This is a genomic window from Nonomuraea sp. NPDC052116 (assembly GCF_040680035.1).
Taxonomy (GTDB): Bacteria; Actinomycetota; Actinomycetes; order Streptosporangiales; family Streptosporangiaceae; genus Nonomuraea; species Nonomuraea angiospora_A.
Genome location: NZ_JBFAWA010000011.1, coordinates 1 through 13,964 on the forward strand (window position 1 = coordinate 1; position 13,964 = coordinate 13,964).

General features: G+C 67.8%; 18 protein-coding genes and 1 pseudogene. 8 read left to right on the top strand and 11 right to left on the bottom strand.

From position 1 onward, the window contains the following. Positions 1 to 252 precede the first annotated feature (252 nt). Both AB0L65_RS22270 and AB0L65_RS22275 read left to right on the top strand, forming a co-directional pair. Entirely contained in the window at positions 253 to 822 is a 570-nt protein-coding gene (locus AB0L65_RS22270; protein ID WP_364248286.1) for a TetR/AcrR family transcriptional regulator, read from the top strand. Between the two features lie 52 nt (positions 823 to 874). Continuing rightward, positions 875 to 1,141, top strand: a complete 267-nt coding sequence (locus tag AB0L65_RS22275) for a hypothetical protein (protein WP_364248288.1) — start codon at positions 875 to 877, stop codon at positions 1,139 to 1,141. Positions 1,142 to 1,416: 275 nt separating this feature from the next. Here the strand turns inward: AB0L65_RS22275 and AB0L65_RS22280 are convergent, their stop codons facing one another. The 5 genes from AB0L65_RS22280 to AB0L65_RS22300 form a co-directional block, all read right to left on the bottom strand. Then, positions 1,417 to 1,920 carry a hypothetical protein gene (locus tag AB0L65_RS22280; RefSeq protein WP_364248290.1) on the bottom strand — a complete coding sequence of 168 codons (504 nt, stop codon included), beginning with the start codon at positions 1,918 to 1,920 and terminating at the stop codon, positions 1,417 to 1,419. An 87-nt stretch (positions 1,921 to 2,007) separates the two neighbouring features. Further along, positions 2,008 to 2,271 (bottom strand): hypothetical protein, encoded by a 264-nt coding sequence (locus AB0L65_RS22285; protein ID WP_364248292.1) that lies wholly within the window; start codon positions 2,269 to 2,271, stop codon positions 2,008 to 2,010. A 247-nt stretch (positions 2,272 to 2,518) separates the two neighbouring features. Continuing rightward, the gene (locus AB0L65_RS22290; protein ID WP_364248294.1) at positions 2,519 to 3,451 is read right to left on the bottom strand and encodes an SDR family NAD(P)-dependent oxidoreductase; all 933 of its coding nucleotides are present in this window, start codon (positions 3,449 to 3,451) and stop codon (positions 2,519 to 2,521) included. Positions 3,452 to 3,735: 284 nt separating this feature from the next. Continuing rightward, entirely contained in the window at positions 3,736 to 4,122 is a 387-nt protein-coding gene (locus AB0L65_RS22295) for an SDR family NAD(P)-dependent oxidoreductase (RefSeq protein WP_364248296.1), read from the bottom strand. A gap of 30 nt (positions 4,123 to 4,152) precedes the next feature. After that, positions 4,153 to 5,064, bottom strand: a complete 912-nt coding sequence (locus AB0L65_RS22300; protein WP_364248298.1) for an SDR family oxidoreductase — start codon at positions 5,062 to 5,064, stop codon at positions 4,153 to 4,155. Between the two features lie 96 nt (positions 5,065 to 5,160). Here AB0L65_RS22300 and AB0L65_RS22305 point away from each other — a divergent pair, with 96 nt between their 5' ends. Next, positions 5,161 to 5,850 (top strand): TetR family transcriptional regulator, encoded by a 690-nt coding sequence (locus AB0L65_RS22305; protein ID WP_364248300.1) that lies wholly within the window; start codon positions 5,161 to 5,163, stop codon positions 5,848 to 5,850. 88 nt (positions 5,851 to 5,938) lie between these two features. Here AB0L65_RS22305 and AB0L65_RS22310 read toward each other — a convergent pair whose 3' ends face one another. Genes AB0L65_RS22310 through AB0L65_RS22320 form a run of 3 tightly spaced genes read right to left on the bottom strand, consistent with a single transcriptional unit; the run spans position 5,939 to position 6,923 of the window. Further along, on the bottom strand, positions 5,939 to 6,151 hold the full coding sequence (locus AB0L65_RS22310; protein ID WP_364248302.1) for a hypothetical protein: 213 nt from the start codon (positions 6,149 to 6,151) through the stop codon (positions 5,939 to 5,941). 5 nt (positions 6,152 to 6,156) lie between these two features. Continuing rightward, positions 6,157 to 6,405 (bottom strand): Tn3 family transposase, encoded by a 249-nt coding sequence (locus AB0L65_RS22315; protein ID WP_364248304.1) that lies wholly within the window; start codon positions 6,403 to 6,405, stop codon positions 6,157 to 6,159. Positions 6,406 to 6,425: 20 nt separating this feature from the next. Beyond that, positions 6,426 to 6,923: a hypothetical protein gene (locus tag AB0L65_RS22320; RefSeq protein ID WP_364248306.1), complete on the bottom strand. Its 498-nt coding sequence runs from the start codon at positions 6,921 to 6,923 to the stop codon at positions 6,426 to 6,428. 443 nt (positions 6,924 to 7,366) lie between these two features. Here AB0L65_RS22320 and AB0L65_RS22325 point away from each other — a divergent pair. The 4 genes and pseudogenes from AB0L65_RS22325 to AB0L65_RS22340 all read left to right on the top strand — a co-directional run. After that, positions 7,367 to 7,710: pseudogene (locus tag AB0L65_RS22325) on the top strand (recombinase family protein); the annotation flags it as partial. Between the two features lie 505 nt (positions 7,711 to 8,215). Beyond that, complete coding sequence (locus tag AB0L65_RS22330) at positions 8,216 to 8,494, top strand: hypothetical protein (RefSeq protein ID WP_364248308.1); 279 nt, start codon at positions 8,216 to 8,218, stop codon at positions 8,492 to 8,494. Continuing rightward, positions 8,491 to 8,685 (top strand): helix-turn-helix transcriptional regulator, encoded by a 195-nt coding sequence (locus AB0L65_RS22335; protein ID WP_364248310.1) that lies wholly within the window; start codon positions 8,491 to 8,493, stop codon positions 8,683 to 8,685. The genes AB0L65_RS22330 and AB0L65_RS22335 overlap by 4 nt, the downstream gene beginning before the upstream one ends. A gap of 303 nt (positions 8,686 to 8,988) precedes the next feature. Beyond that, positions 8,989 to 10,614: an alpha/beta hydrolase gene (locus tag AB0L65_RS22340; protein WP_364248312.1), complete on the top strand. Its 1,626-nt coding sequence runs from the start codon at positions 8,989 to 8,991 to the stop codon at positions 10,612 to 10,614. Positions 10,615 to 10,698: 84 nt separating this feature from the next. Here AB0L65_RS22340 and AB0L65_RS22345 read toward each other — a convergent pair whose 3' ends face one another. Then, complete coding sequence (locus tag AB0L65_RS22345) at positions 10,699 to 10,848, bottom strand: hypothetical protein (protein ID WP_364248314.1); 150 nt, start codon at positions 10,846 to 10,848, stop codon at positions 10,699 to 10,701. A gap of 411 nt (positions 10,849 to 11,259) precedes the next feature. After that, entirely contained in the window at positions 11,260 to 11,814 is a 555-nt protein-coding gene (locus AB0L65_RS22350) for an Lrp/AsnC family transcriptional regulator (protein WP_364248316.1), read from the bottom strand. Between the two features lie 406 nt (positions 11,815 to 12,220). Between AB0L65_RS22350 and AB0L65_RS22355 the strand changes: the two genes are divergently transcribed. Beyond that, positions 12,221 to 13,414 carry a hypothetical protein gene (locus tag AB0L65_RS22355; RefSeq protein WP_364248318.1) on the top strand — a complete coding sequence of 398 codons (1,194 nt, stop codon included), beginning with the start codon at positions 12,221 to 12,223 and terminating at the stop codon, positions 13,412 to 13,414. Positions 13,415 to 13,605: 191 nt separating this feature from the next. On the opposite strand, the gene AB0L65_RS22360 is transcribed toward AB0L65_RS22355, so the two are convergent. Next, positions 13,606 to 13,851, bottom strand: a complete 246-nt coding sequence (locus tag AB0L65_RS22360) for an arginase family protein (RefSeq protein ID WP_364248320.1) — start codon at positions 13,849 to 13,851, stop codon at positions 13,606 to 13,608. Between the last annotated feature and the right edge of the window lie 113 nt (positions 13,852 to 13,964).

Genomic DNA, 13,964 nt, shown 5'->3' on the forward strand with positions numbered 1-13,964 from the left:
GGGACATCGCCACCGCCCACCACGGCACCCTGCACGTCGAGCAGGCCGCGATCGGCGGGGCCGGCTTCGTCCTGCGCCTGCCGCTGAGCACCCCCACCGAGCAGGCCGGCCCGCCGAACCCTGGAGCATGACCACACGCCGCAACGCTTGCACGACCTACAGCCGGCACGGCAAAACCGCTGCCCTGAGCCCGGTAATTGCGCCACCGAAAGTATCGATACCGCTGGTAGCGCAATGGGTTATCGTGTGGGCATGACCTCGACCGCATCCGCCAGACCGCCGGGTCGCCCCCGCGCCGGCCTCAACGACGTGGTCTTCGCCGCGACGCTGAGCACGGTCCAGGAGCTCGGGTACGCGCGTGCCACCGTCGACCGCATCGCCGCCGCGGCCGGGGTCGCCAAGACGACGATCTACCGCCGCTGGCCGTCCAAGGGCACGCTGATCGTGGACTGTCTCCTGGACGTGTTCGGCCCGGTGCCGCTGGAGGGCACCGGTCGAGCCGAGCTCATGTCCTCGGCCATCCACTGGATCGCGGGGAAGATCAGCGAGCCGGGGGTCGGCGACGCGTTCGCCGGCGTGTTCAGCGACGCCGTCAGCGACCCGGCCCTGCGCGAGATCCTGTCCGCCCGGTTGCAGGACCCCTACCGGCTCGCGCTCCAGGAGGCGCTCGGCGAGCCGGAGACCCGGGTCCTGTTCTTCATCGACGTCGTCGTCGGAACCCTGCTCCACCGGATGGGCATGACCGGCGAGCCGATGGTGGATGCCGACGTCGCCGCACTGGTCGAGATGGTTCTCTCGCACTTCACCGACGACGCGTCCTGACTGCCGATCGCTTCGACTTCGATGTCGTGGGGCGCGGAAGCGCAACGGGCCGATGCTCGTCACGTCTCGGCGATCCCCGGTGTCCGGAGGGCCTGACGAAACACCCAGCAAGGTCGTCGTCATCGACGGCGGTTACGCCGGAACGCTCGCGGCCAACCGTCTGCGGATGCGCGCCGACGTCGGCATCACCCTGGTAAACCCCCGCCCGAAGTTCGTCGAACGCATCCGGCCGCACCAGTTCGTGGCCTGTGCCGGCGACGCCACGATTGACTACGGCACGCTGCTCGGCGAGGGATTCAGCTGGTCGCCGACAGCGTGATGCGCATCGACACCGCCGCCCGCACGGTGGGGTTGGCATCGGGCCACGCGCTGGACTACGACTACGTCGTCCGCGCGGTCGGCAGCATCAGAGCGACTCTCGATTGATTCCAGATGCGGTGAGCCGACCGCGTGGGCGTACAGCTCAGTAGAGGAGAAAGCCCGTGTGCGGAGAAGGGTCGGAGCCTCCAGCACCCCCTGGAGACTACCTACGCGACGTCTGGGCTCCGCCGATGATGATTCGATGCGACCGGAGAACGACCACAGGATGAGGTTCTAGAAGTGGGTGGCGACACCAAATGCCTCGCGCAGTTGGGCCATGTCATGACGGTCTCGGTCGCTGGGTTCATACCCTTGGTGGAAGGCGACCTGCTGGGCCGCCGACAAGCAGTCCACCGGAACGCCCTCGATCATGCCCGTGGTGAAGGCGTCCGCAGGGTAGTGAAAGGTGCCGCCCTGATCGTTGGCTGGCTGGACGGCGGAGCCGTCCGCCTCGAACCGCAGCGGATGTAGGTCCAGCTCGTGACCATGGCGATCCTTCATGACGAACCGGACGGGTCGGCCGGGCTGAACATCGGGCTGCTCGATGAACCCTGCGGCCTCCAGCTTCTTGATCAGCAGCGGCTCCTGCTCGACGCGGTGCAACAGGTCAAGGTCACGATGCTCACGGGTGACCTTGCCGACCAGGGCATCGATGCCCCATCCACCAGCAACCCAGATCTCGCAATCCGCGTCACGGAGCAGCGCCAGCAGTCGCAGCATCACACTCGCATCCATCATGGGAGGCATTCTGCCCGCCCCGCTCGGGCCATGTCGATCAAGCCTTGAGCGAGCCAGGGAGGTGCCCCGGACCTTCGCTGAGCCACGTCAGACGGCGTGAACCGATGCATCGGGTTCACCGAGCCGCATCAGTTCGCCGTGACAGCCATGGTCTCCGATGTAGTTGACGATGCTGTCGCGGGTCCATGGCGAGGTCCGTTCGGGGTCGCGGTGGCCACCCCACAGGTCGACGACGGTCTCGCCGTTCACATCCAGCGCGACGCAGGCCCCGAGCTCGTCGCTGTGCAGACCCTTGTCGAATTCGTCACGGACTGCGCTGAACGCGTCTTTCACGGTTCCCTGTGCTTGCATGACTCCTCCTCGTGATGTCGACCTCGTATCGCCGGTCGTTCGTCGTCTTGCGGGTTGCCGATCGTCGCGGCGCTCCCGGAGATGGAGCGGCATCCCCACAGCGTCGTGATCGTCTCCTCCCGGAACCGGCTGCGGTCACCCGTGGGCGTCTGGCGGGGCTGTTCCCCTTGCCGCCGGGTGTCGAGGCGGCCGGCGCAGACAGGGCAGGGACAAGGGCGGGTAGGTGTCCTGGTCGCTGCCGTGCCGGTCACTGCTGGTTGAGCAGTTGCTCTGACAGGTCCCACAGTCGGCCGGCGGCCTCGGGGTCGGCGGCATGCGGGGCGAGCCCCTGCGGGTTGGTCTCGGACCGCTCGATCACGTTGGAGTCCGCGAAGTAGCCGCCGGTGATGCCCTCCAGCAACGGAGACGCGGCCAGGAGCGTCTGCGTGGCGGCGCCCTGCTCGACCGTCTTCCACGCGGTGGCGTCAACGATCTGCTGGAACTCGGGAGTGATCTCGACGTGCCGCAGCAGGCCGGTGTCGTAGATCGCGCCGGGCTCGATCGCGTTCACCGCGATCTTGTCGCCGGCCCATCGCTTGGCGGCCTCGAGCGCGAAGAGGATGTTCGCGGTCTTGGACTGCCCGTATGCCTGCCACGGGTCGTAGGGGCGGTTGTCGTAGTGGATGTCGTCGAAGACGATCCCGGACGCCTGATGCGTCGCCGAGCTGACCACGACGACGCGGGCACCGCCGGCCGCGGCGAGGACGTCATGCAGGCCGGTGGTGAGGGCGAAGTGGCCGAGGTGGTTGGTCGCGAACTGCTGCTCCCACCCCTGGAGGGTGCGGGTCAGCTCGGGCAGCGCCATGATCCCGGCGTTGTCGACCAGGATGTGCAGCGGCCCCTCCCACGCGGCGACGAACGCGTCGATGCAGGCGCGGTCGTCCAGGTCGAGCTTTCTGGCATGCACGCTCGCGTTGCCGGTCTTCGCGGTGATGTCCGCCGCGACCTGCCGGCCGGCGTCGAGGTTGCGGACCGCGAGGGTCACGTCCGCGCCGGCGCAGGCGAGGGCGCGCGCGGTCTCGGCGCCCAGGCCGGAGGAGGCGCCGGTGACGATGGCGCGTTTGCCGGTCAGGTCCACACCGGCGATGACGTCATCGGCGGTGCTCTCCTTGGTGAACGGGATGTTGAGCTGGTCGGTCATGATGTCGTGTGTTCCTTCATGGTCGTGTGATCGGTACGTGCGGTTGTTGCGGATGGGTCAGGGGCGGATGAAAGCACCGCCGTCAACGTCGAGCCGGTCATGTACTTGCCTTCGGGCTTGGCGAGGTGGACACAGAGGCTGCCGACGTTCTTCTCGGCGTTGCCGATGCGGCCGAGGGCGATGCCCTTCAGGATGTCGGCGATGACGTCGGGGTACTCGCGCTCGTAGCGCTCGGATTCGGCGGAGGTGACGTAGGGGGTTGATGACGGTGCCCTCGGTCTCCTTCAGGTACGGCAGCGAGGCCGCCATGAACCGCCAGGTCGCGAACACGCCGGACTCGTGGTGGAGATCATGTCGTCCCGGCTCAGGTCCTCCAGAGCGATTCCCGTGCGGAACTCCTGGGCGTTGTCGATGAGGATGTTCAGCCGCCCGAACTCCTCGACGGCCTGGGAGACGACCCGCGCGGCGGCCTCGTGGTCCTTGTTGTCCGCGAGCACCCGGGCGTCGAGGACGGCTGCTTCCAACTCGGCCTTGGCGTGGGCCAGGGCATCGGCGTTGCGGCCGGTGATCGCGACGGCCACGCCTTCCTTGACGTAGGCCTTGGCGATGCCCAGGCCGGCGCCCTTGCTGCCACCGGTGATGAGGGCCACCTTGCCATTGAGAGATGACATTTCTGGTGTTGCCTGTCGCTTGGTGGGTGATCAGAGGTTGGCGGGGAGGGTGGCGCCGGTCAGGCGCTCGGCCTCGGCCCACAATCGGGCGGCGACGTCGCGGTCGAGGCCCTTCTTCGTGGGCCGCGCGATGGCAGGGGCACCGACCAGCCCCCAGCGGGGGCCGTAGTAGCCGCCCTGGGTCACGCCGGGCGCGGTCGCGGCGTACAGCATCGGGTCGGCACCGGCCTCCGCGCTGTGCTGCGGGGTGATCTTCAGCGCGACGCGGAACAGCAGGCTCGGCTCACCCCCGAGCCTCGGGCCGGAGGCGGCGATGTTGGTGGCCGCAGCACCGGGATGCGCCCCGGCTGACAGCAGCGGCCAGCCACGCTCGGTCGCGAGCCGGGCCAGGTGCCGGCTCAGCAGCAGGTCCGCCAGCTTCGAACGCCCGTACGCCCCGGTCGGGTCGTAGCTCTTCTCCCAGTTCAGATCGTCGAAGTCGATCTTGCCGCGGGCGGCCATGCCGCTGCTCATAGTCACCACGCGCGGGCCGGGCGCTTTCAGCAGCAGCGGCAGCAGCCGCACGGTCAGGGCGAACGGGCCGAGGAAGTTGCTGCCCAGCTGCAGCTCGAACCCGTCGACGGTCTCGTGCCGCACCGGGGGGAACATCACCCCGGCGTTGTTGAGAAGGATGTCGACCGGGCGCCCGTCGGCGATGAGGCCGTCGGCGAACTCCTTGACCGAGGCCAGGTCGGCCAGGTCGATCCGCCGCACCTCCACCTCTGCTGCCGGGTGGGCGCTGAGGATCTCGGCGCGCGCCTGTTCGCCCTTGGCGACAGTGCGCACCGCCATGATCACCCGCGCGCCGGCCGCGGCCAGCTTGGTCGCGGCCGCCTTGCCGGTTCCGCTGTTCGCGCCGGTCACCACGGCGAGCTTTCCCTGCTGGCGAGGAACCTGGTACATGACGCACCTCTTAAGTACTGCCGGTTTCTTGTCTCTGGTCACGGTAACGCACCACCGGTATCTTCGCAAAATACCGGCGGTATGTACGATGGGCTGGTGAACTTCAAGCGCGCCCGCAACGAGGAGCAGCGGACCGAACGACGCCGGCAGATCTTGAAGACCGCGGCCGCGATGCTGGCCGAGATGCCGGTCGCGAAGCTGAGCCTGAACGAACTGAGTCGGCGCGTCGGCCTGGCCAAGGTCAATGTGCTGCGCTACTTCGACTCGCGCGAGGCGGTCCTGCTCCAACTACTGGACGCCGAGGTCCAGGACTGGATCGCTGAGCTGGAGCGGTCGTTTCAGCCCGGCGAGGGCACGCCGCGAGAGCGCGGTGACCGGCTGGCCGGGATGCTGGCCGAGTCGATGGCGCAGCGGCCGGTGCTGTGCGACCTGATCAGCGCGCAGGCCGCAGTGCTGGAGCACAACATCTCCACCGAGGTCGCCATCCGGCACAAGTACGCCGCCAAGCACTCCATGCAGGCGCTGGTCCAGCTGGTCCTGCGGCACGTGCCCGAACTCGGCGCCCACGGCGCGCCCCGGGTGGTGGAAGTGACCCTGCTGATGTCCACCGCGGCTTGGCCCTGCGACCGGCCATCAGAGGCGATGCTGGCCGCCTACGCCTCCGACCCGGCACTGGCCGCCATGCGACTCGACTTCACCGAGGTGATGCGCCGGACGGCAGAGGTGACCATCTCCGGGCTCCTCGCCCGCCAGAAAGAGCCGACGAGCGCGAGCCCGCGTCCCTGAGCGCCGGCGGACGTCACGACGGGATGCGTCGGGCTGGACTCAGGCTGAAGATCAAATTCCAGGGCCGAGGGGCTTTGAAGACACCCACTCACTCCTGGTGCTCAGCCTTCCCGTTGTCCGTAGGCACCTCGGAGAGGTCCCAGCCGTGCTTGGCCGCGAGAGAGCCGGGTACGGCGCGCAGCCGGGCCCGCTCGGCGTTACTCAGCGGCCGCCGACCCGGTAGGTCGGGCCGGCCGTCCGGCCGGGCCGGCACCGTGTAGGCCAGCGCGATCTCGGCTGGGCCGTCGCTCGCATCGCTCACCGGGTCTACTGCCCCGGCTCAGCATCGAGGGTGGCGACCTCGCGCAGGCGTCCGTGCAGGTCCGGGCGGTGGAAGGGGTGGGAGCCGTGGAAGTTGATGTGCTCGAACAGCAGTGGCGACAGGCGCGCGCGGATCTGCGGTCCGATGGCCAGGCCGCTCGCCTCCAGCCGGTCGACGGCAGCGCCTAGGTAGAGGCCGTTCCACCAGGTGATCGCGTTCAGGCCCAGGCCGAGGGCGCCGAGCTGGTTTTCCATCCCACGTTCATTACCGCGTGTCAGGCGGCCGGTGGCGTACCGGTCGATCCCCGGACGCTGGCCTCGGTGCTCCTGGCCACCGGCTCCTCGGGCACGTCGAGCGCCCGGAGCCCGGCGTACAGCACTCGGCCCTCGGCCGGCGCGCTGAGCACGGCTCGGGTGGCGAGGTCGGCGGCCCGCACCAGAGCGGGGGAGTCGACGAGTTCCCCGATCATCTGCCGCAGGGCGGCGGCGCTGCCCCGCTCGCGTACGGCGATCGCCTCCTGCGGGCTGATCTTCCCCCACACCCAGGGGATGTGGCGTGCCACCTCGCCGTCGGCAAAGTTGTAGAAGACCGCGTGCACCACTCCAGCCGGTGCCATCCCCAGCGGCGCGGCCCGACCGGCGAAGTATCCGTCCCAGTAGTTGCGCATGCCGACGGCCAGGAACGCCTCGTTCGCCACCTCGGAGAAGGTGACGGTGGCGATCGGCTCGACCAGCTCGAACATGCGGTGGATCTTGGCCTGTGGATGCGGCATCGGTGGTCATCTCCTGTGGTCGTGGCAGCGCCCCTGGCGGGCGGCCTCTCATCCTGGCTACGAACAACGTGGCCCGAATACGACGACTCCGGTCGATAACTCTCGGTCGGTTCTGCCGGGTGGCGCCGGGGTATCACCCAGGCTCGGTCGCCCGCTCGGTTGCCGCGCTCTGGTTGCCGGCTGGGCCAGACTCGGTCCGTGCTGACCACAGGTCATGTCGGCCTCACAGGCGAATCAGTCGGGAGCCTCCGGTGGGAGGTTGCTGTGCGTTGCTGTTAGAACCGGGGTTCTTCGGGCGTATCGTGGGACCGCGTGCCAGCCGGGCAGCTTCAGCCTGGCGCCGGCGCCGAGCTTCCACGACCCGCTTGCGGAGGCGTTCCCCCTGCGGGGTGGCGAGCTGGTCCTCAAACTGGCGAGCCGTCACGGCGCGCTGCGTGCCCTCGCTGGATCGGCTGGGCCGTTCCCTGCAAGATCTCATCTCCATCGTGGCGGGGCCGCGCAAACGCGGAATCGGCTTCCGCCCCCTGCACGAGGCGCTGGACACCACCACCCCCGGCGGCCGACTCGTCTTCCACGTCTTCGCTGCGCTTGCCGAGTTCATCCGCGAACTCATCGTGGAAGGCACGCACGAGGGCCTGGCAGCCGGCCGGAGAACACCGTCTCCTCCATCGCCCGCTTGCTCGGCGTCAGTCGCTCCACGATCTACAAGTACGTTCCCGAACTCGCGACAGGCCGCCCTGCCGTCGAACAGCCGACGGCGCGGGCCGAACTGGAAGCAGGAAGCTGATTTCGCAGCTCAGACCCTATTTGGCGGCCTGTGTCACGTTGGTTAACCGCACCCCTGCTACGCCACCGACTCAGCCCTCACCATCGGTATCCAGGGCCCCGATGCCCAAGCACGCATCAACCACCTCCGCAACACGCTGTCCAAGCTCATCACCAAACATGGCTGGACCACCAGGGACGAGCCCCGCTGACCAGTGCCTCATCGCTTAGCGGGAATTTCCGGCCGGATATGACCAGGACCCCTGACCGTCCCATGGTGCCCTGACCAGGGATCGACCCGGCCGACGTAAAGGACACTTGACATCACGGCGGCCTCTTCCTACCGTGTCAAGTGTCCTTTACTTCTCGCCGCAGGAGGGCGACCCGTGCAAGCACACACCACAACCGGGGACTACCGGGAGTCGACCAGGGCAACCGTCCGGCTCGTACTCTGGACACTCGCCTGGACGGCGACCCTCGCCTTGGCCAAGTTCGGTCCCGACCTCTTGTGGGACCCTCAGCAACCGGTGGCAAGCTGGGCCGCGGTCACCGTCAACCTGGCCGTCGGCATCGGATGGATCGTCGCCTTCACTCGCTTTCTTCAGAGAGTCGATGAGTTGCAGCGCAAGGTCATGCAGGAGGCCCTGGCCATCTCCCTCGGAGCAGGGTGGGTCGGCGGATTCGCCTATGTCGTCGCGGACACCGCCGGCCTCATCACTTACGACGTCAACGCTGCAGTCCTGCCCGCGCTCCTGGGAGTCGTCTTCTTGATCGCCTTCGCCGCTGGCATGATCAGATACCGATGAAGAACCGCATCACGGAACTCCGGGCCGAACGCGACTGGACACAGGCTGATCTGGCTCGGCGGATCAGCGTGTCGAGGCAGACGATCATCGCGATCGAAAAAGGCAAGTTCGACCCGAGTCTTCCCGTCGCCTTCCGCCTCGCCAAGGCGTTCGACCTGACGATCGAAGAAGTTTTTCTCGACGAGCAGTAGAACATCATCCGAAGTAGCCGAACACCAATCGGACGGCCGCGGAAGCACCCGCGCCGGTAGATCGCCCATGTGACCCCGTACGTGCGTGCTCGGAAAGAGCATCTGTCATCGCCGGCATGGCTTACGCGAATGGGCCCGGCCCGACGGCCGGTCACGCTAAATCTTCGACTGAAGTGCCCCACGAAACCATTCCGAGCAAAGGGCTCGCGTACCCGGCAGTGCCGATTTGCTTGTCGTCAAGAAAGCATCTGTTCCTAAGACAAGGAGTGGTCAGTGCGATTAAGTCTGCGATCAACGCTGTCAATGTTCATCGCCGCGGCGATGGTGACCACGACGGCAGGCGCGGCCACGTCGGCCGAGGCCCTGATCGGCACGCCGGAGGCGGTGGCCGAAGCCGCCGGGCCGGCCAAGGGAGCGGCGGCCCCGGTCTGGGGCGAGTGCCCGCAGGTGGAATCCGGCGTCCCGCGCGATCCTCGCCAGCAGTGCGCGACCCTGCGGGTGCCGCTGGACTACCGCGCCCCGCGCGGGCGGACCATCGAGATCGCGATCTCCCGCATCGCGACCGCGCAGCCCGGGACGCGCCGCGGGATCCTGCTGTCCAACCCCGGCGGTCCCGGCGATCAAGGCCTCGACCTGCCCAGCGCGCTGGCGACCGTGCTGCCGCCGGAGGTCCTTGATCAGTACGACCTGATCGGGTTCGATCCGCGAGGAATCGGCCACAGCACCCCGGTCACCTGCGGGATCGACCCCGCGACCCCCCGGTCGCATGTGCTGCCCTACCCGGCGCCGGACGGCGGCATCCAGCGCAATGTCACCTTCGCGCGAACCACCGCCGCCGCGTGCGCCGAGCACTCCGGCGATGTGCTTCGGTTCATCACCACGGCCAACACCGCCCGGGACATGGACCGCATCCGAGCCGTGCTCGGCGAGCCGAAACTCTCCTACTACGGCACCTCCTACGGCACCTACCTGGGAGCCGTCCACCTCTCGCTGTTCCCCGGCCGCAGCGACCGGATCGTGCTGGACAGCGCCGTCGATCCGGGCCTGGTGTGGCGGGACATGTTTCGGACCTGGAACGAGGCGGTCGCGCTGCGCCTGCCCGACTTCCTCGCCTTCGCAGCCGAGCGGGACGCCGTCTACCACCTCGGCGCGACACCGGATGAGGTGCGGCGTGCCTACGACCGGCTGACCGCGGCCCTCGACGAGCGGCCCCTGCCGAACCCAGGCGGCCCGGAGCTCGACGGCAACGCGCTGCGCGAGATCACCCGATGGTTGCTCTACTTCGACTTCGCCCTGCCGAGCCTGGCCGAATTCTGGCAGGAAGTGGCGGAGGCCGTCTCCACGGGATCAGCCGTGGACGCCGCCGCTGTGGCGCGCCTGGCCCGGCTGGCCTCCGCCGGGGGTGTCACGGTCGGCGACCGAGCCGGGACGGCGGACGTACCGGCGGACAACCGCATCGCTGCTCTCTACGCGGTGGTCTGCGATGACGTCGCCTGGCCGCGCGACGTGGCGTTGCACGCCCGGCAGGTCGCGGCCGACCGGAAGGCGTGGCCCGTGACGGCGGGCATGCCCTCGAACCTCTGGCCGTGCGCGGCGTGGCCGACCCGGCCGGTGGAGCCGCCGGTGACGGTCACCGGCAACGGGCCGCGCAATGTGCTGATCCTGCAGAACACCCGCGATCCGGCCACGTCCCTGCGCAGCGCACGCGGCCTGCGCGCCGCGCTCGGACGGCGGGCCGCCATGATCACCGTCGACCAGGGCGGCCACGGCGTGTTCGGACTGGGCAGCTGCGCCGACGAGGCGACGAACACCTTCCTTGCCACCGGGGCACTGCCGGCGCGGGACCGCTTCTGCCCGGCTCCGTCACCGGCCGACACCGCCGCCCGCTCCGCGCCCTTGCCGTACATACCTCCCGCGTGGCCGCTGTAGGGCCGTCGTCTGTGGAGTGCCGTGTGCCGGTTCACCAGGTGTTGACGAGGCGTCGGTCCGCCCGAACGCTCAAAGCCCCCGCCGTCAGTCCTCGCCGTCGGCGCCCAGGACGCGGTAGACGCTGGCCAGGGAGGGGTTGCGGCCCTTGTTCTTGCCGGTGGGGATGACCAGCTTGGCCGCGATCTCCGGCACCGGCACCCCGCGCCCGCGCAGGCTGCGGGCATAAGCGATCATGTCGTCGTCGAACGCCCTCGGGCGGCCACCATTGCGGCCCCGCTCGCGCGCCGAGGCCTGGCTCTCGGCCTGTCGGTAGGAGTGCTGCAGCGAAGTACATTCCGGGGCCGTCGTACCAGGTCACGCAGGGTGTATGCCGAGCAGCCAGAGCGCGGTTTCGGCTGGGGACGATGAGGAGGCGACCATGGCCACATTGGCGCACACGCTGTCATCGGGGCGTTGACCTGCAACGATGTACGTTCGGGAACCGGACAGAAATTTGGGTTCTGATCGGTCAGGACTGCCGCATGTACCGGACAGCAAGATCCTTACTGGCAGGCCGGCCCGCGGCGTCGGCTTCGTTCTCCACGGAACTGTTGGGCAGGCTCGGCCCGCGGTCGCCAGGCCGGCGGCGGCACCAGGCGGCCGTGCTCAATCAGCGACGTGGCCTGCTTGAGGCGGCGGACCCGGATGCTGACGCTGTACCCGATGATGCCGGTGTGGTTCGAGCAGGTTCAGCTGCCCGGCGGTCAGTGGCTCGCCGTAGGCGGTCCAGTTGCGGCCCGTTCTGCTGAAGTGGTGGATGATCAGGTTGGTGGTGATTTCCCGGACTGCGGCCGCCTTGGGTAGTAGCTGCTGGTTTGAGGAGCGCAGCGGCGCGCTGATGAAGTAGACGATCTCGAGGCCGTCCGTGAGGGTGGCATACGCCACGTCGGGGCGCTGGACGAGGGAACGGACGAGCGGATCGACGTGCTCGGGGTGGCGGTGGATCCGAGTGAGCCAGCGAGCGTGGCCGTACGCGGCTGGATCGACCAGACCGATCACCCGGATGACACCGCTGCGGCACAGGCTCTGGTAGCGGCGGGCCGCGGTCTGCTCGGAGACACCGACGACCTCGCCGATGAGCCGGAACGGGGCGCGGTGATGATCATCGCGCTTGCGGGACAGGGCCGCGAACCTCGCGCTTATGGCTGCCCGGTTCAGCACCGTGCCTTTACCTGCCTGACAAGATCATATCGCTCTGACCTGCGAGAAGGGGCCAAGAACCCAAGATAACCATCGGCGGCTCGGTAATCGCTGGCGGGGGCGTCGGGCAGGGCGGCGACCTGGCGGATGACGAGGTCGAGGGCTTGGCGGGGGTCAGGTCAAGGGGGACGGAAGCGGGTTCAGTCATGCCGACACGGTAGGGATGCGGCCTGCGATGTGGATTGAACGCAATTGCACGTTAAGTCAACGGCGTGCGCATCCGTCCTTGGTCACCGCGACGCGGCCAGATCGAGCGCGCCGAGGTGCGGCCGGGCAACGACTTCCGCAGGTGGTATTCGCGCGGTATGTATGAAGTCCGGGGATCTTCCCGGCTTGTTCGCCGAACTGCGGGAGGTAGGGGACCGTCATGAGCGACGCGGCAGCGGACATGATCGAGCATGAAACGCACTGGTACGGCGGTGATGTGACGCCATACCAAAACAAGGCGCTGGAGCTCGACAATATCGTCAAAGCACAGCAGGACACGGCCGTAAAGCTGCTGAAAGCGATGTGGGCTGCCGGTCAGGCGCGTGGGCTCGTCGCCGACGACTTCGATACTTCGGAGATCAGAGGCCTGTCGGGGCGGCCACACCCTCTCGTCACCGCCATATTCAATGGGCAGGTCAACACCTCCATGGCAGGACGCCCTTGTGCCCCGGACCTTGGGGCGATGCCGGCGTATACCGATGAGAGCGCCGCCCCGGCCAGCGACAAGGCGTGCGATGTGATCGCCCAGGCCACGGCATCCTCGCCCCTTGACTCCCTTTACGACGACGAACGGGATCCCCCTTTCGTGGTGTACACCGAGAGCGCCAAGTTCGCCGCCGCGCAGATGCTGGACATGTTGTGGGCCGTCGGTGAATCCTTTGGCCTCAGCGCTGACGACTTCTTGGACCCGCTCGACCCTTCCCGCGACAGCGCTGGACCGCTCGCCCGAGCGGCAGTGGCCGCGCACGTGAACGCTTACGGCCGGGCGTCGGACCTGGTCACCGACGACCCGCGCCAGAAGATGCTGGACACTCTCTCCCGTGCCCCCCGCGACCTTCAGTCCCAGGTGGATTGGAGAGATGGGGTAGAGGACATCGGCGAGCGAACGGGCGATTTTTATGCTCTGTGCGTTCGATTCTCCGGGCCATCGGCCATCGTCTTCGAGGATTACGAAGATTCGGCGCTGTTGCTGGAGCGCAGTGCGGGCACGAAGCACCAATGGCAGTGGAACCTGCGAGGTGTCGGGCGATTCTTAGATCAGGACCAGCTCGAGGGCGATCGCAACAGAAAGGCGGGAGTGATCATTGGGTCGCCGTCGCCGGAGACCGCCGGTGGAGTCTTGCAGGTCGCGCTGCAGGCACTGAGAGGCGACATCCCGTCATGGTGGCGGCAGGAGCATGCCGTGACAGTGGTCACCCATGATGATGATTTCCCGTGGATTTACAACCCTTACTGGGACAAGCCCGAACCTCCAATTCCTTTCCAGAAGGTGTCGGGATATGAGTGGGTTTATCCTGACAAGACCGACTCTGACGGGAACTATATCTGGGCCAAAGACAATTCGGATGATTAGCTGATCCGATATCCGGGCGGCCCAGGCACCCTCACGCCCATTCCCTGTCGCCGGGGGATGGGCGTCGGCCGTGGCCTCGCCCCCGGCCGCATCCCTCCATGATTCCGGCCACCATCGTCCCCATCAGCTCCTGATCTTCCGCCCTCCCCGGTTCGTACTCCATGAGCCCGATCCCCACGACCTCGAACCGCTCACCCCACCGCCGTGATCAGCGAGATGAGCTCGTCAGGCGCCGGCCCACCAGGCGTCGGATATCCCACGCTCTCCAAGAACCGCGGGTCGAGCACATCGAAGTCGATATGCAGATAAACCACGAAGTCGTCAGCTGTAGGCGGTGGCAGCGGCAAGGAGCGTGCGCGTCCTGACTCCCACAGCACTTTAACGCCTCGGCCCGACAAATGGTCGCCACTGGGGGGATGCAGCGACCTGAACGACACCAGACCGTCGATTAAGGCCGCCCTAGCCTTTCGCTTCTTCCGCTTGCTCTGTCCAGCTGGTGAGTTCCTGCCGGGTGGTCAGGATGTCGGGGTGCCCGGCGCCCAGGACCCGT

What these genes read in the sequence shown, in the direction of transcription:
- AB0L65_RS22300 (WP_364248298.1), bottom strand. Translation starts at nt 5,064, where the DNA reads ATGTACCAGGTTCCTCGCCAGCAGGGAAAGCTCGCCGTGGTGACCGGC.
- AB0L65_RS22320 (WP_364248306.1), bottom strand. Translation starts at nt 6,923, where the DNA reads ATGCCGCATCCACAGGCCAAGATCCACCGCATGTTCGAGCTGGTCGAG.
- AB0L65_RS22355 (WP_364248318.1), top strand. Translation starts at nt 12,221, where the DNA reads ATGAGCGACGCGGCAGCGGACATGATCGAGCATGAAACGCACTGGTAC.
- AB0L65_RS22345 (WP_364248314.1), bottom strand. Translation starts at nt 10,848, where the DNA reads ATGATCGCTTATGCCCGCAGCCTGCGCGGGCGCGGGGTGCCGGTGCCG.
- AB0L65_RS22270 (WP_364248286.1), top strand. Translation starts at nt 253, where the DNA reads ATGACCTCGACCGCATCCGCCAGACCGCCGGGTCGCCCCCGCGCCGGC.
- AB0L65_RS22290 (WP_364248294.1), bottom strand. Translation starts at nt 3,451, where the DNA reads ATGACCGACCAGCTCAACATCCCGTTCACCAAGGAGAGCACCGCCGAT.
- AB0L65_RS22275 (WP_364248288.1), top strand. Translation starts at nt 875, where the DNA reads ATGCTCGTCACGTCTCGGCGATCCCCGGTGTCCGGAGGGCCTGACGAA.
- AB0L65_RS22285 (WP_364248292.1), bottom strand. Translation starts at nt 2,271, where the DNA reads ATGCAAGCACAGGGAACCGTGAAAGACGCGTTCAGCGCAGTCCGTGAC.
- AB0L65_RS22295 (WP_364248296.1), bottom strand. Translation starts at nt 4,122, where the DNA reads ATGTCATCTCTCAATGGCAAGGTGGCCCTCATCACCGGTGGCAGCAAG.
- AB0L65_RS22335 (WP_364248310.1), top strand. Translation starts at nt 8,491, where the DNA reads ATGAAGAACCGCATCACGGAACTCCGGGCCGAACGCGACTGGACACAG.
- AB0L65_RS22280 (WP_364248290.1), bottom strand. Translation starts at nt 1,920, where the DNA reads ATGATGGATGCGAGTGTGATGCTGCGACTGCTGGCGCTGCTCCGTGAC.
- AB0L65_RS22340 (WP_364248312.1), top strand. Translation starts at nt 8,989, where the DNA reads ATGTTCATCGCCGCGGCGATGGTGACCACGACGGCAGGCGCGGCCACG.
- AB0L65_RS22315 (WP_364248304.1), bottom strand. Translation starts at nt 6,405, where the DNA reads ATGGAAAACCAGCTCGGCGCCCTCGGCCTGGGCCTGAACGCGATCACC.